Consider the following 18682-nt stretch of genomic DNA (forward strand, 5'->3'; position numbering starts at 1 on the left):
TCGTGGGATAGTTCGTGCGGTTAATCCCGCCACGGTGTGACCCGTGCTAGGTGGGTGCTGGGATTATCTCAACGAGGCCGCTGTTACCGTCCAACCGCACGCGGTCGCCAGATTGAATCACTTTGGTGCCTACACGGCTGTTCACAACGCAGGGCAGGCCATATTCCCTGGCGATTACCGCACCGTGTGACACCGCGCTGCCCAGGTCGGTAACCAGCCCGGCGATCATGCTGAAGTAGGGTGTCCAGCCGATATCGGTGATTGGGGTGACCAGAATCTCCCCGGGCTGCAGCGCCGCTGCCTCTGCCAGGGTGTGGGCAACGCGTGCAGTGCCTTCAACAACGCCATTGGATGCAGGGCGGCCTAAAATCTTCCCATCATCACTGCTGACCTTGGGCGCGCCCAAGGGCTGCGACGCGCCCACGCTAATCTCTGGAAACTCGAAGCGCTGTTGAAAGGCCAGAGCCTCTCGACGTTTTTCCGCAAGTGCGGTGTTCGCCGCAGACGGTGATGCAACCACATCGGGTAACTCATCGAATGCGAAAAAATAGACGAGGTCGGCATCCGGCAGTATATCTTCTGCGAACATCAACTGGCCCAGCTGTTGGAATGCGATCTTGAAGTGATGTGCCACGGTCACCAGGTGCGACTTGGTGTGCTCCCGGCGCCGCACAGCGTTGTGAGCCTTTGGCAGTATCCACCGCAGACCGCGCGACAGTTGCTGCGTATCTATTGGTTGGTGACTGGCGCTGTGGGTGTCCGCACCGCCGATGCGCGCCCTCGTACCTGCCTGCATGCTCTGGATCAGTGGGATGGGATCTTCGCGCCAGGCCGGATCTCGCATACACAGCTCGCGATAGCCTCTATGGCCATGCTGCGCCAGGAAGTTGGAAAATGCCTCACTCACGGCCGGCGCAGATTGCACCCAAGAGAGTGCGTCGCCGGGGTTCGCCTCACAGAAGTACTGCTGGGCGTCCGGTACGGTGGCAAGATGGTCCATGAGCTTGTCGAGCTGTACGACCATGTCGGCACTTTCTACGCCGCTGGCCCCGGCAAGAAGCCGCATGGCTTCCGCCTGCTCCTGCGCTGTCGCGGCGTTAGACTTGGCCGCGACCATGTTCTCAACAATGGCCGAAAGAAAGCCGGACAGGGCGGAGGACTGAATGTGCACGGCCATCGCATGTTCATAGAAACTGGCTTTGTCTTGCAGTTCGCGCACCAGCGCCTGTGCTGTCTGCTTGGGTGCAATCTCAAAGGCGGCGACTTCGTCGTCAAACTTGTCGACAACCTTGGGCGCCGATAGCGCGTAGTGAAGCAGCTTGACGGTATTGATTAACTGACGCCACTTCGGTTGCGACGGTAGTGCTTTCAGCTCAGGCACCGGTCTGCCACACAGCGTTTGAGCAGTTTGCTCGGGGGTGCTCCCCAGTACCCCGGCACTCATTACGATATTGCCGGTCAGGTTAAGGAATAGGTGGCCGAAGCCCCAGGCCGTCACTTGCCATTCGGGACTGATAGATTCCCGTGCGCCCACGGTTACCTGCATGTGTTGCAGGCCATAATCGATACTCCACCCCGTTAAAGACCCCGTTAGCGGTGAAACGGCCCCCGGCATCATTTCGCTCACGTTGCTAATCGTGAGCACGTCGTCTGGTCGCGGCAGCGGTGTATCAAATTCGTTGAGGTCTGCGGGTAAGGTGGTAATAGGGCGAGCCTGCAGCCAGAACAGTTGGCCGTCGGCATCGATTGCCCACTCGAGGTCTAGGGGCTGGCCTTCGTGAGTCTCTGCCTGACGCGCTTCACGCGCGATCTGTGCAATTTGCGCGTCAGTTAACAATGGCTGGTCGCCTGTGAGTGCGTGCTCATCGACTGTGCCTGAGGTGTTTACCACAAAGTGGTCTGGTGTGGCCTCACCACTTACCAATGCCTCACCCAGTCCTGCCACGGCATCTATGACCAGTAGGTCGCGTCTGGCACTGACTGGGTCGGCGGTGAACACCACGCCAGCAACAGCCGCATCCACCATTTGCTGCACAACGACATTCATGTACCGCGCCTCATCGCCGGAACGCTGCACGTAGTCCTTGGCGCGCTGACTATCCAGCGAGGCAACGCAGGCATTGATAGCCGCGTGCAATTCGCTAAGCCCGGTTACATTCAGCACGGTGTCATACTGACCGGCGAAGGAGTCATCGGCACTGTCTTCGCCCAGGGCAGAGGAGCGTACCGCTACCGGCTTATCGCCCAGTGCTTGCCACGCGCTCTGCAGTTCGTCTGGGTGCGCGTCAATACGTGCACCGCGAATAACGAAGGCGGGTGGCACTGTCAGGCCCATGGTGACCAGGCGTGACAGGCCATAGGCCTTCCCGCCGGCGGAGGCATCCTGAATGTCGGCCAGCTGCAGTAGCTCTGCCGCAGGTGCGTCGGTGCTAGGCGCTACCGCCGTTTCGCTCATCGTGGAATCGTTCACGCAATCACTGTATCCCGTGTCCAAGAGTGTGGTGTACAGCCTGCTGAGCAGGCCAGTAACCAAGTCCAAGGACTATAAGTCAGCGGTTGATTTTTGCTCAAGGCAGCGATGCGATTAGTGGTCGGTGGACTGCTATTTCAGTATCACCACTGCACTGGTGCTGTTATGCACCGACAAGTAGTACCTCGCTCTCACTAGCTGGGAGACGAGGGAGGGCTGCGCTATGTACGCTGAACTATCAGAATCCTTCGTTCCCTTGATGCTGCAACGGAGCAGGGTCTAGCCTGTGTCCTACCGGGCTGTAATATGGCACAATCAATGCCATATTGTGATGCCGGCAATGGATGTGATTGCGCCTGTTGCCGGTGGAAACGTACCTGGCCATAAGCGGCGTTGCAGGTGAATTGCCATGCACCGCAACGTCGGCGGCAGCGAAGTCTTGGTCATTCTCTGACGATAACTGCAGTTAGCAAAGAGGGTTTATCGATGAACAAAATTTTGACGGTGCTGCTAGCCCTGCCTGCCATACTTTTCTTAACCCTGGGCCTGCGCTGGCTGGTGGCACCCGAGGGTGTAGCCGTTGAGTTCGGTATGGCGCTGGACAGTGGTCTGGGCCTCTCCACACAGATTGGTGATCTCTCGGCGTTCTTCCTGACTTTGGGTTTGAGTATGTTGCTGGCGCTTCTCAGCCGGCAACGGATCTGGTTCTACCCGCCGATCATGCTGCTGGGTTTTGCAGCACTGGGCCGTGTACTGGCCTGGCTGTTTCATGATGCCGCACTGGCACCGCAGATCGCTATTGAAGTGATCGTCGCTGCCTTGTTGTTCCTGGCATCCCGCCGTCTGGCTGAGGCAGCCTGAGATGCTTCCAGCGCTCATATCTAAGCCGGCGCGCGGCATCGTCTGGCTCTGTGCACTGTGGCTGGCATGGGCGCAGACTGCAGCCCAAGCCCAGAGTGATGAAGGGGTCAATCGCCCTAACATCCTGTTGGTGCTAGCGGACGATCTCGGGTTCAGTGATCTCGGCGCCTATGGCAGTGAGATCAGTACCCCCACCTTGGACAGGCTGGCAGAGCAGGGCGTGCGTTTCACCAACTACCATACGGCGGCCAATTGTGCGCCTGCGCGTGCCATGCTGTTAACCGGGGTTGATGCCCATCTAGCGGGCGTGCCCAATATTCCTGAGATGCTAGCGCCAGAGCAGATGCGCTTTGATCATTACCAGGGCGTGCTGGGCAACAACGTTGTGACCGTGGCGTCGTTGTTGGAGAACGCGGGTTTTAACACGTACATGGCCGGCAAATGGCATTTGGGAACGGGGCCGGGCAAATTGCCCAGCGCACGCGGGTTCATGCGCACGGTGGCACTGGCTGACTCGGGGGCAGACAACTGGGAGCAGAAGCCCTATCTGCCAATTTACGACAAAGCCAACTGGTATGCCGATGGCAAGCCATTCGATCTGCCGCAGGACTTCTACTCATCGCGATTTCTCGTAGACAAGACCATCGAGTTTATCGACAGCAATCTGGATGACGGCAAGCCGTTTTTTGCCTACCTGCCGTTTCAGGCGGTACACATCCCGGTTCAGGCGCCCCAGTCATTCATTGATCGATACATGGGCGTTTACGACGGCGGTTGGGATGTGCTGCGCCAGCAGCGTCTGGAGCGCGCGTCAGCGTTGGGCATTGTGCCTGAACACACGGCCATGGTGACGATGAGCACCACGGATGACTGGTCTTCCCTAACTGCCGAACAGCAGCGCTACGAGGCCAAGCGTATGGCCGTGTATGCGGCCATGGTCGAGGCCATGGATTTCCATTTGGGGCGTTTGCTGAAGTACCTCGAGCTGCAAGGCAGACTGGAGAACACCCTGGTGGTATTTACCTCGGACAATGGCGCCGAGGCGAGTGGGCCGCCTCGGCAAAATGCGCCGATCAATCAGCGTCTGCTGGCGAGTATGGATTACAACACGGACTACGAGACCCTGGGGCTAAAGGGCAGCTACAACACCATCAGTCCCAGTTTTGCGAGTGCAGTGGCCAGTCCATTGGCCTATTACAAATTTTATGCGGGAGAGGGCGGAATGCGGGTGCCGCTGATTGTTGCGGGCCCGGGCGTTGTGGCTGGCGAAATTGATCGCGCCTTCACTTTCGTGACCGATATTACCCCCACGCTGCTGTCTTATGCGGGTGTTGCAGCACCCGGCCAGCGCTTTGCCGGGCGCCCCATTGAGCCGATGTCAGGCCGATCGTTAATGCCGCTGCTGACGGGCGCTGCGGATCGGGTCTATGGGCCTGAGGATGCCGTTGGATATGAGCTTGCAGGACACGCTGCACTGTTTCAGGGCGATTACAAGTTAGTGCGCAACCGTCCGCCGGTGGGCGACGGTGTCTGGCGACTGTTCAACCTGGCTGATGACCCCGGTGAAACCGAGGACCTGTCGCAGCGCGAACCACGAAGGTTTGAAGCGATGAAGCAGTCTTACGCGAACTACGCCATTGAGAACAAAGTGCTGGCGCCGCCAGCGGGGTACACGCACACCGGTCAGCTGATTATCAACACATTGCATGGGCGCCTGCGAGAGCCCATTCTGGTTGGCCTGCTGTTGGTGTTGTTGCTGATTCCACTGTGGGTGACTTATCGACGCAGGCTCTGACGCAGCTGCTTATAGCTAGACCACCGCTACGAAATCTGTCCGCGCTCTACGTTGGCACCACGTTCAAAGGCGATGACGGCTGCAATCGCTGCTCCTCTATCAAACCTATCGCCCTGGCAACTTGTACCTGGCGTTGCGCCGAGAGTAGTTGGCGAAACCTGTCCAGCATGTGAATGCGCATGGCCTGAAACAAGCTGGCCGGCAGCAACAGCCCAAGTAGCGTAAACGACAGCACCAGTAGCGGGGCGGTGAGGCCAGTATTGGCCACCGTGTTGATCAGCATCTGCACGGATATGGGTTTGGGCAGCGTCAGTATGCTGATGCCGTTTCCCTATACCACGGCAAGAATGTAGAACTCGCTATCGAGCCCGATATTAGTGACGAAGTAATGAAAGCGCTCGCCGAGCATGTGGGTGTTTTTCAGTGCTAGATACGCCATCCAGAGTTTCTTGCTACCGCGTTCATGACCGCCTCAATGGTGTTTTTTTAAAGGAGCGCAGCGACTCTGACACTCGATAGAGCTATTCATTGACCTAAAGGCCTTATGGGCGAGAGGGTGTATCAGGGCGTGTATAGATAAAACGTGTACGCAGCTGTGGAGCTCGCTGGATAAAAGCGGGAGTGCGCCAGCCCGAAGTTAAATTGAGCGCACAAGTCTGAGGGCCGGTTTTTCCCTTGAGGTTGTTCCGATCAGGTAATGCGTTGTTTTCGGCTTTGATGCACTTGATATTCATTCTCATTTGCAATATCATTCCCGAAAAATTACCCCCATTACACGATTTTGGAACCCTCGCTATGTCCCGCAAACCCATATTTACCGCCGTCACTGCTGCTGTAGCCCTGTCTCTTTCTGTTGTTTCCGCTCAAACGGCGGCGCAGGATGCCAATGGTCAGGAGGAGGTGATTGTTCGCGGTCAGTACCTCTACAGTGACACCATCAACGCCTTGAAATCGCCCACTCCTATCCTTGACGTGCCTCAGAGCCTCTCGATTGTGACGGCCGATGACATCATCAAGCAGGGCTTTACCGGCGTGGGTGACATCATTAACTACACGCCGGGTGTGAATAACTCACAAGGCGAGGGCCACAGGGATTCCGTTGTCTTTCGCGGCATCCGCTCAACGGCAGATTTCTTTATCGATGGCAATCGGGATGATGTTCAGTACTACCGTTCCCTGTATAACCTCGAGCAGGTGGAAATTCTGAGGGGCCCGAATGCGCTTCTGTTCGGTCGAGGCGGTACTGGCGGTATCCTCAACCGGGTCACCAAGAAAGGTGCGCTGGGGGAGACCTTCGTGGGTTATCAGGCCGGTGTTGATTCATTCGGTGGCTATAACTTGCAGTTCGATGGCAACCTCGCGATCAATGATGATGTGGCCTTTCGCCTCAACGCGTACTACGAGGAGCTGGAAAATCACCGCGATTTTTATGACGGTGAGCGTGTCGGTATCAACCCTACCCTCAAGATGAGCCTGGGCGATGAGACGGTATTGGACCTGTCCTATGAGTACATCGACAATCAACGATTTATTGACCGCGGAATTCCCACCGGGGCGGACGGCAAGCCCGTCGATGACTTCGACAAAATCGTTTTCGGTGACCCCAAACTGAACAATACAGAGCTGGAGGCGCATTTGGTCCGTGCCATCCTGCAACATGATTTCTCAGATTCGTTGAAGGGTAACGTCAGTGCCTTTTATGGCGATTACGACAAGCTGTATGAAAACTTTTATGCCTCCGGTTATGACGAGGTAAACACACCTGATCAGGTCACCCTCGATGGCTACGTGGATACCACCCAGCGTGAAAACCTGATTTTGGCGGCTAACCTGGTTGGTCAGTTTGCCACAGGCAGCATTGAGCATACGGTGGTCACCGGGATCGAGTACATCGATACATCTTCCGATCAAGATCGCTTCAATGCATTCTGGGATACAACGGAGGACGATAACGAAATCTTCAATATTGAGCGTCCGCTGAATCTGCGCAATGGTGTGGGCGTAAACGCGTTTGGTGAAGTGACGACCAACAACTACACCGTCGACATCAACGACGACACCCGTGTAGATCTCGAGACTCAGTCCCTTTTTATTCAGGACGAAATCGCGTTGTCTGAGCGCTTCGATTTGGTGCTCGGTGCTCGCTACGATAGCTTCGATATCGATGTGTTCAATGTGGTGGCCGACGAGCGTCGCAGCCGCAAAGATGAAGAAGTATCACCGCGGGCGGGCGTGATCTACAAGCCCGCAGAGAACATCTCGCTCTACGCCAGCTACAGCGAAACCTTCTTGCCGCGCAGCGGTGAGCAGTACGCGAACATTAACGGTGATGCGGATGATCTGGCTCCGGATGAGTTTGAAAATCGCGAAGTGGGCCTGAAGTGGGACTTCGCCAATGGCATTCGACTCACAGCAGCTTACTTCCAGAACGAGCAGACGCGTTCAGATCGTGACAATGACACCGGTGAGTCGTTTGAAATCCGTGGCCTTGAAGTCGACGGTTTCGAGGTGCAACTGGAAGGCCAGATTGGCGATAACTTCTCATTCCGCGGCGGCTACAGCTACTTGGACGGTGACACCGGCGATGGCAAAGAGCCTCGAGAGTTGCCGCAGAACATGGCATCTATCTGGGGTAACTACCAGCTGTCGTCTCGTATGGGACTGGGCTTGGGGGCAACTTATCAGGATGAGTCTCTGATCAAGGACGGCAGCGATGCCTACCTGCCCAGCTATACCCGGGTGGATGCAGCCGCTTACTACGACTTAAGTGATAAAATGCGTGTGCAATTGAACGTAGAAAACCTCTTCGATGAAGATTACTACCCGAACTCCCACAGCACGCACCAGGTAACAGTGGGCGCACCTCTGAATGCTCGTATTTCCTTGATCGGGCGCTTCTAGACCAGCATCAGCAAACCTGGAAACCGCAGGCTTCGACCTGCGGTTTTTTTTGGGTCAGGAAAAAGTAGATGGGGTTTGCTTTGAACTTATCGTTCTTGAGACAAAGCAATAGCGTTACTGGCTTTTTCGGCACGCCATTGACTCTCTTTGCTGATCTGAGGATATTCACCACTCAGTTGGACATGGATATCCTGCGGAGCAGAATTACCGATGAGTAGACTCACAACGACTTTGCGCGATGTTTTGACCGTGCAGATTCTGTTGGCGGCGTCCTGCAGCCTTCCTTTTCTGTTTATCGATTATCAAATGTTCTTCGGTTTCTGGGGCGTGCTGCTGTGCTATGTGTTGTTTCGGCTCTTCACTGGATCCGCAGAGAGTAGCGCCCGTGCAATTGTCGAGCGCGATAACGATCGCTTCGGCGAGTACGACGCACACTTGGTTGAGCGCAAAAAGGTTAAGCGCCAGGCTGTCTACGAGGGCGAAAGCAATTATCGCTCAGCCCGTGAGAGTGCGCTTGAGGCAAAGCGAGAAGCCGCTGAACGCCAAGGTGTGATCGCCTTTCCCCAAGCAGAGGCTGATGAAAAACCCTGACCGGTTTGCCAGGTGAAGGTAGAGTAATCACCAACTAGCTGTTATCGGACGAGTTTGCTTTACCACTCCGTAACTGACGCACAATGGCGAAAACAGACATCACTGCCGCAGCCACAAAAATACCCTCCGCGGAAACCGGGCGTGGATCAAATGCCCACTCGATAATCAGGTTGATCACAACAGCCATTGCAATATACGCAGCAATGGTGAGTGCCGTGTGGACAGTAGGCCTTTGTGGTTTTTTGGTCTGCATCCCGGCTCCTATGTGACGGATGTAAGTGAGTGAACGGTGATCTGGGAATGTTCTTTCGACTAACTGAACGTCACTAATGTCATCGCCACGGCATTAAGTACTATGTGTGGGACGAGTGCGGCTAAAAATCCGCCGTACTTTAATCCATTGCGCCATGTGAAGTAGTTCAACGAGAACAAGTAAAAGCTCGAGAACATAGGCAAGAACCGCAGAGGATCCATCAGTGAATGGAGGGTAGCCGCCAAGGCTGCCATTACAATGCACGCTATTTGCACGCTTCGGCCTAGTCTCTCTATTGCTCCGAGGCACGCGGTAAGCAGCAGTGTCTCAATCACTGGCGCAGCAAGGATGTAGCCGGCAATATCAATCAGGCTTAAGGTGACAGCTTCTGTTGGGGCGGCCACGCGATCAGATACGAGTTGCGAAAAGCCGAAGCAAATGAGAGCCAGCAGCGTGGCTATTGCGGAGATCGCTACACCAAGCCATATTCCCGAGAGCATGCACTGCTGGTAGCTCTGGGCCTTGGGTTTGGCAAAAAACTCAATCAGGGCTAGCATTTGTAAGTTGGTGGGAAGCAGCCGGGGCAATTTCCGCCCCGACTGCGCCTCAACTTCCGTTCACGGGCGATGTGGTGCAATGCGCCTCTCCCTATTCATTTGCCCTCCGGAGCTATATGGTAATCCATCCCCAGCCATTGCGGCTGACGCGATCAGCTTGAAACCATCGTAAACAACGCCTCCCACGATCATTAGTCCTAAAGCCTGTGCAAGCGGATTGCCCCCACCGACTTGATCGATCTCTGTTTGTGTTAAACATCTCATAATTGCGACTCCATTCGCGGCGCCACAGTAAACGCCACTCTCATCCATGATCTCACCCAAGCTCGGCGAGCGCGTAAATGATCCATACCTGTTGCTGGATCAAATCTAAATTACTCAACAACTACTCGTCTCCCTTCTGGATGTGCGTCTTACAGTGATGTTGCGCGATGGTAGAAACGGCAGTTAAAGGCTTCACCTTTAGTAAACGATTTCAGCTCCACTTGAACTATGGAGCTAGCTAGGTAATGACTTGAGTATAGGTAAGAATTTTGCTTTTTTGGGTTTCCGCGGGCTGTATCGATGTATCCAGACAGATATTGATGGTACACGTTGCAGTCGCTACTCAACCCTGAGGCTATAACTAAGAAAAATAAGTTCTCGAGTGCCCCGGCATCACGTTGAAATGCACTGTAGCGGTCTGCATAGCCTTCCTTGTTATGCCATGTTTGCAAGTCTTTCCAGTCGATGGTGTTACGTTTGGCCACTTCCAGCGTCAGCTCTCGGCATTGAGCGTCTGCCTCCAAAGACCACCACAGTAGACGATCCTTCACACAATCAGTCGGGCTAAGTAGGCGCACGGGGCCTAGCGCAGTCTTAAACTCCCGCGTGCGCTCCGTGGTGATCTGCTCTTTGCAAATCGCCAATGGTGCAGATGGAAACTCCAGTGACCAACGACAGCCCTCCCTCTCGAAATATCGGCTGGATGCCTTGGCAACGAAACCAATGCTGTTGAGAGCTGATGCGATCTTGCTCTTCCTGGCGTAAGTCAGGTCGATGAAGTCGAGGTCCAGCGAGCCGAAACGTTCGTTCGTATAAAGACAAACACAAGACCCGCCGACCAGAACCACATCAATGCCAGCGTCTAGAAGAGCTTATGCAATCAATGCGGCCAGTTCAGCACGGCTTAGCGCATTGATTTCCGTCACAAGGGTTTGCCTTTGCGGCGAGGTCTACGGCGATTGAGGATTAGGGTTTCACGTATTTCCTTTGGGGCGAGGTCTAGCGCTTTGGTGAGTAATGCTATGACTTCAACTTTAAACGCGTAGCGTTCATTGAAAGCAAAAACCCGAGTACGGCCGACCATGTTGCTAACGAGAAGACCGTCTCTCTCCATGCGCTCGAGGTGCTTCTGCACATTACTAACATTCATCTGAAATGTTTTTGCAATGTCCAGTGCGTAGCCCTCACCTCTGGCCACCAAAAACAACAGCACCCTTTCGGCTCCCTCTGAACCAACTACTGCTTCGAGCACGCTGTTCTCCCTGTCCTTTATAAACCTCTAAAGGTGGTTATACTGCCACTAAAAGCGGTTTATGTAGCAGGCAAATTTCGCCTGCAGTCCGGGTCTGTTGACATGGGGTGAGTCGAGGGTTTCGATCCTGTTATCTATACCGGCGCAAAGTACTACTCGAAGATAAAGGCGTTGAGTTTGTTGCCTTCGGGGTCGCGGAAGTATGCCGCATAGAAACCCTCTATGCGCAGTCCCGGGCCGCCTTCGCAGGTTGCGCCCAGCTCGATAGCTTTGGCATAGAAGGCATCGACCTGCTCTCGTGACTCCATATTCATAGCCGCCATTACGCCATTACCCACGGTGGCGGGCTCGCCGTTGAACGGCGGGGTGATCGCGAGTGCTGGCTCTTCCAGTGAGATGCCCCAGGCGATAAAACCGTTTTCGTCTTGAAAGATGCGGGTATGCCCCAGTGTGCCCAGCAGCTCATCATAGAAAGCTGCCGCCTTTTCCAGCTCATTGGTGCCCAGCGTAACGTATCCCAGTCGTGCCATGATGATTGCTCCTCTTGTTCAGGTTGTACTGATCACAGCATAACTTCGGGGTTGTGCCAGTGTGTTACACGTGTGAGTGGCGGCGGGTGTGGGTAGGGTGAGCTCACGTAGTTACGCGGCGATGCATTAGTAAAGCGATGTTCCGTCATAAGTTGGGATGTTTTCTTTGACATAGTTGCACAACTATGCAAATATTGCCGCCCATGGCAACGACAACTCAAGAACTGGCGGATCTGCTCAAGGCGTTAGGAGAGTTCAACCGGCTCTCCTTGGTTTACGAGCTGTGCGAGTGCAAGGCGCCCCGCAATGCCATGTGTCTGTGCTCCTGCTGCAGCGTGGATGCCTCCGTGGCATCGCGTCATCTGCGAGTACTGGCTCAGGAGGGTGTTGTTGAAATGGAGAAGCAGGGTCGTGAGCGTATCTACTCGCTTAACCGCGAGGAAGTAGCTCACAAACTAAGGGCACTGGCCGATCGCATCGAGGGTGCCGGTACCGAATTGTCGAAGGAGACAGAGCTATGAGCGACAAATGTGAGTGTGTATGCAGCGGTGGTAGCTGTTGCAAAGAGAAGTCTTGTGAATGCTGCAGCCAGAGCTGTTGCTGCTAGGAAACGAAAAAGCCCGCTGAGAAGCGGGCTTTTTTTGTGGCGTGAGTAACGATGATCTCCATAGACGTTCTCACAAGGTATCAGCCTATGGTTACCCAGCCCGCATGAGTCTCGAAACGTTAACTGTGTGCGCCCAGATGCGTTAAAACTCGTACGTTGCGCCTACACCCAAGGTGCGAGGGTTCGAGCGAAACGTGTTGTACCCGATAAAGCCGAAACCGGAAACAGCATAATCTTCGTCCAAAAGATTACGGCCAAATACGGATAGCTCTAGCCCATTCAGGGGCGTTCGCAGTGTCGCTTCTGCTGACACGGTGGTGTATCCGCTCTGTTCCCGCTCTTCGAGACCCTCCGCATCCAGATAGAAGTCACTGCGGTATTTTGCGCTCATCCTCAGATTGCCAGCGTAGCCAGTGGCAACTTGCCAGGCGTAGTCTGCTGAAAGTGTTGCCGATACATCAGACGCGAAGGGGAGCGAGTTCCCGTCAAACAGCGCTGCGTTGCCCGCGAGGTCGCTGCTCTGATCGATCTCCGTGTCCAGAAGTGTGATTCCACCATTGAAGCGCAACTGTTCAGTGGCCTGCCACTGCACGGTGCTTTCCAGCCCATAGCTGTAGGCGGTATCCAGGTTGGATAGCGAGTTGGAGACAATGTTGGAGCCATCGGGCAATTCGAAATCTACGAATATCCTCGCCTGCGGTGCATCGTAGTATTGGTAGAACAGTGCGGCGGTCCAATTAAAACCGCCCACGTCAACGGACTTGAAGCCCAGCTCCAGGGCGGTAACGGTTTCTGTATCGAATAGACCCTCATCGGAATAGTGCAGCGCATTGTTGGCAACTTCGCCATTGAAACCACCCGACTTAAAGCTCTGGGCCAATGATGCGTAGGCCATGCCGGCATTGGTTGCGTATTGCAGGGCCAGGTCGCCGCTGAAGCGCAGGTCATTGATGCTATTCGATCCGATGGCCGGTCCCACATCACCGCGGTTGTTAAAGGCAACCACACCGTCCTCAAAAATATGCCGACCGTTGCCTTCACCTTCGATGCGCTCGTAGGCAAGCCGGGCCCCCAGTGTTAACTCCCACTGGCTGTTTAGCTCCACCGTATTACGAGAGAAAATGGCGGCTGTTTCGCGGGTTTGATCGATGTCTGTAATCAGCGTGCTGGCAGCGGTATCCGAAGCGGGGTTTGATCCGGTGCGCCCCGGCGCACCCACATAGGGGCAGGTTCCCAAGAGCGTGTCAGGGTCCTGTTTGCCACACCAGATGGTGTAGGTCTGCTCGAAATCGTCGTAGCTGAGTGCCAACCCAACGAGTGCTCTGCCCCAGTCATAGGTGTTCTGTGCCCGGAACTCCTGGCTGAACTGCAGGTAGTCACGATCGTAGGAGAGATTGGCGTTCAGCGTGGGATCGTCGAAGGGTGCCGGCGTGCCGTCGAAATCAAAGCCGTATTGCTGGTTGTAGCCCTCGACGGCCGTGATCGACGTCAGCTGCCAGGCGTTCCAGCTGCCCTCCCATTCTGCTGCCAGGCCGAAGAACTCGTTATCGGTTGTTTGTTGACCATCACCTGCCACAGATAGCTCGAAGTCCTTCAGCGCTAAGCTGCTGTTGCGTGGACTGGTGTTGATGCCGTTATCTTCTTCGTAGTGCGCGCGAAGCAGCAGTGTGCTGTTTTTGAACTCAGCGCCGATTGCCGCTCTTAATCCGAACTCATCCAGTTCGCCGGCGGACTCGGACGGGGCGGTTGGAAACAGTTCGCTGCTCACGACGTTATCTAGCGCAGCATCTTGTTGTAGGCTGCGGGCGGCAATCCGGTAGTGAGTAGCTTCGCCCGCTGCGCCGCCGATGGCCGCACGCAGATCGAATCGGCCGTCCTTGGCGGCACTGGCATAGAGGTAGTTCTGCTGATCCGGGCCAGGGCGAGCACTCATGAAGTTAATTGCACCGGAGGATGCGTTTCTGCCGTACAGAGTCCCCTGTGGCCCCTTCAGTACTTCGACGCGATCCAGATCGTAGAGTAGGGCGCTGGTTTGTACGTTGGTGGCGAGGAAAACGCCGTCCGAATAGACGGCGGCTGATCCTGGCGTCAGCGCCTGGTGGTCAACGGCGCCTATGCCGCGAATTTGGAAAACCACTTGCGTGCCGTTGGCGACGGCTGTCTGAACACCGTTTAAGTATTCCGTAATGTCTTCGGCACCGTTAAGCGCAGCGCTGGCGGCAATTTCATCGAAAGCCAGTACCTGCAGCGACAAGGGAATCTCTGCTGCTGGTTGCTCCCGGTGGTTTGCGGTGACGACCACCTCTTCCATGGTTTGGGCAGTGGCGATGTTCGCTGCGCCGCCGGCAGTGGCTAGCAGGCACAGAGTGGCTGTCGAGAGGTGTCGACGTCGAGATAATGGGGATTTCATGTTGAGGTGTACTTCTCTTGCGGAGGGCAACGCGCGTTGCCGTTGTTAACTCATAAATTAGGTAAAGGTTAACATAAGTTGCGGCGTTAGGGGCGTCTCCTCACACAAAATCGAGGCTCTATCGCCCTGTATTTGCTCCGGACGGCCTGAACTTTACCGAAAAAGAAACGTAGCTGTTGCTGGAGAACTCGAGGTCAGGCTGCTCCAGTGAGCCATCCGTATAGCTCAGGCCCCGCAAACCACTGACACCTACTTCCGCACTCACCCAGAAGTCCCCGGCGAAGCGGTATTCCACACCCAGCCCGAAATCCCATGCATCGATATCCAGTGAGACTGTGTCATCACTGGTATCCAGCGCCCATGAGGCACCGGATGGTGCAGCGCCTAGGCGCATCATCCACTGCTTTGAAGGGGAATAGATGAGGGCTGGCCAAGGCATGATCGCACTCAGCGTCCACGCCTCGTTGATTGCCCATGAGGCACCCAAGTAAGGCAGGAAAAGGTCGTCGCCGCTTCCGACATCCATGTAGGCACCGAAGGCCCACCACAGTTCATCGCTCTGGATATAGCGCGCAAAGGCGCCGCCCAGGTATTGCCAGCTCCAGTCGGCGTTGTCACTGTCAGCTTTGTGACCGAGGGGCATGAGAAATGCTGCTGCCTGCCAGTTCTCTGAGGTCTGATGTAGCCAGCCTATCGGGACGCCGACAGACAGCACGTCAAAGTCGTCGGCCGCATCATCGGCAAAATCAAACGCTGACTGACTCGCATAGAGCCCACCAAACAGCGCGTCGTTCTCGCCTAACAATATCGGCAGCACGCCCATTGCAGAAAACTGGTGCACATCGTATTCGATATTCTCGCCGGTCTCGGTGGTGACCTCCACATCGCCGTAGTGAGTAGAGTCGGCGAACGCGAGGGGCAAGAAGGGCGCATTAGTCTTGGTGCGCTGAAACTCGATGTTACTGCTTTTGAAAGCACTGGCGGTCGTCGCGAAAAAAGACTCGGCCTCGGCTGGCGCGCTTAAAAGAGTCCAGCAACACAGAATATGGGTCAGACCAGGAAGTTCTCGTGATGCGTTCATGTTGCCCTAGTCTACTCCGTCCCCCAGTAATGTAGGCTGACCGTCGGAGATATCTCTATGTCTGCGACAGAAAGTCGTGACCATACACGATTGTTTTACGGGGGGGCATTGTTATCTTCGCAACGCTGTATGCAGGCGATACCTGCGATGTGACTCGACTTTGATTCCGTTCTGGGCAAGCAATGAGCGCAGCGTGATTGATCTGAGGGGTGAGCCGCAGTCATATCACAGGCGGGTGCTCACTCAGGCATCATTGAAGAATGATGCTCGACGATTTTCCAGTCTCCACCATGGCAACGGTATACGAACGTGAAGCGGGCCTGAACGGAAGAGCCGTCGTTGAAAGAAAAGGTGTAGACACCCGAGTTGATGGCTAAGTCACCGAAAAGGCGAACATTAGATTCATCGATCACGCCATGTGGACCTTTGGCGCAAAACATCTTGAAGTAGTCCTCAATTTCCGCGTGATTGTGCCGGACTTCGTTGGATACAGTAGGGAGCAAGATGCCCCCGTTCTCATACAGTGCCGTGACGAGTGCCGGGTCCCCTGTTTGAAGTGCATCGTTCCAGTCAGTGAAAAGAGAAAGGATTTCAGGTTCGCTCATGAACTTTCCTTCTGTGTGTTTGCGCTAATGAGTCTGCAAAGCGAGGCTGCAAAGAATTTCTCAATATTGTAATGCAGGTGCGCCCACCGTTGGTACCGGTAGATTTGGACGCTAATGGCGACCAATGCCTACTTAGGAACGGCAGGGTTTGCACATGTACCAAGCGCATCTATAAATAATGCGCTGGGAAACCCGCGCGCGGTGGTTATGCCATTGCGCCAAATGTCAGTGCAGGACGATTGCGCCAGTGAAAGGGTTTCGTGGGCGTTCCCGTGTAGCCATGGCCGAGACGTCTGCAACAAGTTCTGCTCTTTGATCCATTATTCGGTCTAATTCATCGATGTCCTCATCTTTCTTCGCTTGCTTTTCGAGATTGTCGAGTCTTCGCATGGATCTATTGATAGCTTCATCAACGAATTCCGAGTAGTTCATGATGGTGTCCAGTTCTAGCTCAATACTGAACTCGCCCAGTGAATAAAAAAGCACCTTCTCTCCTTGAATCCGTTTGTCTTGTGTATCTTTAGGCTCAGGAATCAGTCCTCATCCCCATAAGTCGCCTGATAGACCTCAGTGAGCAGCTCCCCGTTGAATGACCAGCGAGGCCCAGGTCTCACATCGTAGTCGTTGTTGAGGAGCTTTCGCGTAACTGCCGTCAGGTTAGTGACCTCGCCCTCATGGAGTACGTTGCGATTACTACAAACCTCTACGGTAGATACGTTGTCCTCAAAGTTGAGCGTGCTGCCGTCAGGTATCCCCATCTCGTGGAAGTCCATCCTCGGACGACGTTGTTTCTTGACCTTCTCCGCCGAAGCCTTTTCAGACGAGGTTACACCCTTGTTCAGATCTGCCGCGATCTCAGGGGTAACGTCCTCAAGCTTCAGGAGTTTTAGGACGGCGATAGCCTGCTCGGCTTCGATCTCGAAGAACTCCCGTTTGGGATTGATTCGATAGGGGCCGAATGCAGTGTGGAGCGCTGACTCCACCTTCTGGCAGTCGTCCACCATGGCTGCGTATTCGCAGTCGAAGGGGAGGGGAACGCCGGTGCTGTAGAGCTGGCTCATCCGATCCTCGACGCCCTTCTGGGTGGTTCTCCCAATCTTGAGGATGCCGGGCATAGCCGCATTGCTCAAAACGTAGACTATCTCATTACTTTCCATCACAGACTCCTCGTGGGCTACATCCATATCGCCCTGGCTCGCTCCAAGTATGCCGTTACTGACCCCCGCTCGACTACCTTCTGGAAAGTCGGGACATACCGCTCTCGCCGCTCTTCGTATTCGCACACGCGGGGTATCTGCTCCCGAGGCACAACAACGGGGTGCTCCAGCTCATAGTCCGGTGAAAACACCAGAAACGCCACCTGATCGAAGGGGGTATCTTTAGGTATCCAGTTGAATCGGGGCGGTCGGAACCGCCGAAGATATGCGCGACTATGCCGACTTGCTGGATCAGGCCGGTAATGCGCTCGCCAATATCTATATGAAGAAAACCGGGCTCTCTCTTGAGGAGGTAACCGCCTTGCTATCCGCCGAAACGTGGATGGATGGGCCTGAGTGCGTCCAAAAGGGATTCGCCGATAAGTTGGCCGAGCCGGTCAAAATGGCGGCGACCCTAAACCCGGCAATGTTCGACGTTTACGCCGCTCTCCCTGCCAAAGCCAAAAAACTGATCCGGAAGATCGAGCCGACAGCGGAGGCGAAACAAGTCGAAGCTGTGCTAGCCGCGAAAAAGCACCGTGAGGAGATCGACCTGCTCGTCGGCGACTTCGCGGACAACGAATATGTAGCCCCGCTTATCGCGAGTGGCGAAATTTACAAACTGACGCCTGAACAGGCCGGAGATTTTATTTTGGACGCAATTGGCAAAAACTGTGCCCCCTCAGCCCCTCAGCCCCTCAGCCCCTCAGCCCCTCAGCCCCTCAGCCCCTCAGCCCCTCAGCCCCTCAGCCCCTCAGCCCCTCAGCCCCTCCCAGCCACGCTATTCATGCCGGTAACGGCGCGATTGTTCGCGATGTAATGCAAGACGCCCTACAGGCGCGCGCGGGCGTTGCCGCACTGCAAGATAGGACAAACCCCTATCAGCAGTCGACTTTGCTCGAGATGGCGAAAGCATCGCTCACACAAAACGGCATGGGTATAGCCACTCTGGCACCCATGCAAGCGATCTCAGCCGCGTTTAGCCACGCGTCGGGCGACTTCTCCGCCGTATTGGGTAACGTCGCCGAGAACATTATGAATGCTCAAAAATAACGGTACGTTAATTCGCGCAAAAGTATTTTGATCGCCTCTAGAATGCAGGGGGTGCTGGAATTTATATCTAATAAAAATGCCTTACAGTATCAAGTGTGGGGCTTTTTTTGGGCCCGAAGTTGTTGGTCTAAGTAGGAGGAAATTTTTCCCCCGATTTGACTCGTATAAGTCGTGGGATCAATTTAAACCGATTACGTTTTGTAAAAGGAAACTCAACTTCTAAAAATATTATCACGCCTTTGATGAAGCCCAAATC

The 18682-nt window shown here is 54.9% G+C and carries 19 protein-coding genes; 7 read left to right on the forward strand and 12 right to left on the reverse strand.

All coding sequences use genetic code 11. The features are described 5' to 3' along the window. Positions 1 to 46: 46 nt before the first annotated feature. Entirely contained in the window at positions 47 to 2470 is a 2424-nt protein-coding gene (locus tag IE089_RS00530; RefSeq protein ID WP_189474198.1) for a PEP/pyruvate-binding domain-containing protein, read from the reverse strand. Between the two features lie 486 nt (positions 2471 to 2956). Between IE089_RS00530 and IE089_RS00535 the strand changes: the two genes are divergently transcribed. Together IE089_RS00535 and IE089_RS00540 are read left to right on the forward strand one after the other, a co-directional pair. Then, positions 2957 to 3331, forward strand: a complete 375-nt coding sequence (locus tag IE089_RS00535) for a hypothetical protein (RefSeq protein WP_189474199.1) — start codon at positions 2957 to 2959, stop codon at positions 3329 to 3331. A gap of 1 nt (position 3332) precedes the next feature. Next, positions 3333 to 5126 carry an arylsulfatase gene (locus tag IE089_RS00540; RefSeq protein WP_189474201.1) on the forward strand — a complete coding sequence of 598 codons (1794 nt, stop codon included), beginning with the start codon at positions 3333 to 3335 and terminating at the stop codon, positions 5124 to 5126. 46 nt (positions 5127 to 5172) lie between these two features. Here IE089_RS00540 and IE089_RS00545 read toward each other — a convergent pair whose 3' ends face one another. Beyond that, a complete protein-coding gene (locus IE089_RS00545) occupies positions 5173 to 5415 on the reverse strand; it encodes a hypothetical protein (protein ID WP_189474203.1) in 243 nt (80 codons plus the stop codon). Positions 5416 to 5921: 506 nt separating this feature from the next. Here IE089_RS00545 and IE089_RS00550 point away from each other — a divergent pair. Together IE089_RS00550 and IE089_RS00555 are read left to right on the forward strand one after the other, a co-directional pair. Beyond that, positions 5922 to 8027, forward strand: a complete 2106-nt coding sequence (locus IE089_RS00550; RefSeq protein WP_189474205.1) for a TonB-dependent receptor — start codon at positions 5922 to 5924, stop codon at positions 8025 to 8027. Between the two features lie 210 nt (positions 8028 to 8237). Beyond that, on the forward strand, positions 8238 to 8618 hold the full coding sequence (locus tag IE089_RS00555) for a hypothetical protein (protein ID WP_189474206.1): 381 nt from the start codon (positions 8238 to 8240) through the stop codon (positions 8616 to 8618). Between the two features lie 34 nt (positions 8619 to 8652). On the opposite strand, the gene IE089_RS00560 is transcribed toward IE089_RS00555, so the two are convergent. From IE089_RS00560 to IE089_RS00580, 5 genes are all read right to left on the reverse strand, one after another. Then, positions 8653 to 8871, reverse strand: a complete 219-nt coding sequence (locus IE089_RS00560; RefSeq protein ID WP_189474208.1) for a hypothetical protein — start codon at positions 8869 to 8871, stop codon at positions 8653 to 8655. Positions 8872 to 8930: 59 nt separating this feature from the next. Next, positions 8931 to 9428, reverse strand: a complete 498-nt coding sequence (locus IE089_RS00565) for a hypothetical protein (protein ID WP_189474209.1) — start codon at positions 9426 to 9428, stop codon at positions 8931 to 8933. 413 nt (positions 9429 to 9841) lie between these two features. Then, positions 9842 to 10540, reverse strand: coding sequence for a hypothetical protein (locus IE089_RS00570; RefSeq protein ID WP_189474210.1), 699 nt, complete (start codon positions 10538 to 10540; stop codon positions 9842 to 9844). Between the two features lie 74 nt (positions 10541 to 10614). Beyond that, complete coding sequence (locus IE089_RS00575; RefSeq protein WP_189474211.1) at positions 10615 to 10944, reverse strand: winged helix-turn-helix domain-containing protein; 330 nt, start codon at positions 10942 to 10944, stop codon at positions 10615 to 10617. A 152-nt stretch (positions 10945 to 11096) separates the two neighbouring features. Beyond that, positions 11097 to 11474, reverse strand: coding sequence for a VOC family protein (locus tag IE089_RS00580; RefSeq protein ID WP_189474212.1), 378 nt, complete (start codon positions 11472 to 11474; stop codon positions 11097 to 11099). Positions 11475 to 11677: 203 nt separating this feature from the next. On the opposite strand from IE089_RS00580, the gene IE089_RS00585 reads away from it, so the two are divergent. Continuing rightward, positions 11678 to 11995 (forward strand): ArsR/SmtB family transcription factor, encoded by a 318-nt coding sequence (locus tag IE089_RS00585; RefSeq protein WP_189474213.1) that lies wholly within the window; start codon positions 11678 to 11680, stop codon positions 11993 to 11995. 228 nt (positions 11996 to 12223) lie between these two features. Here the strand turns inward: IE089_RS00585 and IE089_RS00590 are convergent, their stop codons facing one another. The 5 genes from IE089_RS00590 to IE089_RS00610 form a co-directional block, all read right to left on the reverse strand. Then, positions 12224 to 14491 carry a TonB-dependent receptor gene (locus IE089_RS00590; protein WP_189474215.1) on the reverse strand — a complete coding sequence of 756 codons (2268 nt, stop codon included), beginning with the start codon at positions 14489 to 14491 and terminating at the stop codon, positions 12224 to 12226. A gap of 118 nt (positions 14492 to 14609) precedes the next feature. Then, on the reverse strand, positions 14610 to 15572 hold the full coding sequence (locus IE089_RS00595) for a DUF6268 family outer membrane beta-barrel protein (protein WP_189474216.1): 963 nt from the start codon (positions 15570 to 15572) through the stop codon (positions 14610 to 14612). A 239-nt stretch (positions 15573 to 15811) separates the two neighbouring features. Next, positions 15812 to 16177 carry an SgcJ/EcaC family oxidoreductase gene (locus IE089_RS00600; RefSeq protein WP_189474217.1) on the reverse strand — a complete coding sequence of 122 codons (366 nt, stop codon included), beginning with the start codon at positions 16175 to 16177 and terminating at the stop codon, positions 15812 to 15814. A 225-nt stretch (positions 16178 to 16402) separates the two neighbouring features. Next, positions 16403 to 16663: a hypothetical protein gene (locus IE089_RS00605; protein ID WP_189474218.1), complete on the reverse strand. Its 261-nt coding sequence runs from the start codon at positions 16661 to 16663 to the stop codon at positions 16403 to 16405. 47 nt (positions 16664 to 16710) lie between these two features. Next, on the reverse strand, positions 16711 to 17334 hold the full coding sequence (locus IE089_RS00610; protein ID WP_189474219.1) for a GIY-YIG nuclease family protein: 624 nt from the start codon (positions 17332 to 17334) through the stop codon (positions 16711 to 16713). A gap of 238 nt (positions 17335 to 17572) precedes the next feature. Between IE089_RS00610 and IE089_RS00615 the strand changes: the two genes are divergently transcribed. Together IE089_RS00615 and IE089_RS00620 are read left to right on the forward strand one after the other, a co-directional pair. Then, positions 17573 to 18193, forward strand: a complete 621-nt coding sequence (locus IE089_RS00615; RefSeq protein WP_268247987.1) for an ATP-dependent Clp protease proteolytic subunit — start codon at positions 17573 to 17575, stop codon at positions 18191 to 18193. Further along, the gene (locus IE089_RS00620; RefSeq protein ID WP_189474221.1) at positions 18193 to 18426 is read left to right on the forward strand and encodes a hypothetical protein; all 234 of its coding nucleotides are present in this window, start codon (positions 18193 to 18195) and stop codon (positions 18424 to 18426) included. The genes IE089_RS00615 and IE089_RS00620 overlap by 1 nt, the downstream gene beginning before the upstream one ends. Positions 18427 to 18682 lie beyond the last annotated feature (256 nt).

This window comes from Parahalioglobus pacificus (genome assembly GCF_014652275.1).
Classification (GTDB): domain Bacteria; phylum Pseudomonadota; class Gammaproteobacteria; order Pseudomonadales; family Halieaceae; genus Parahalioglobus; species Parahalioglobus pacificus.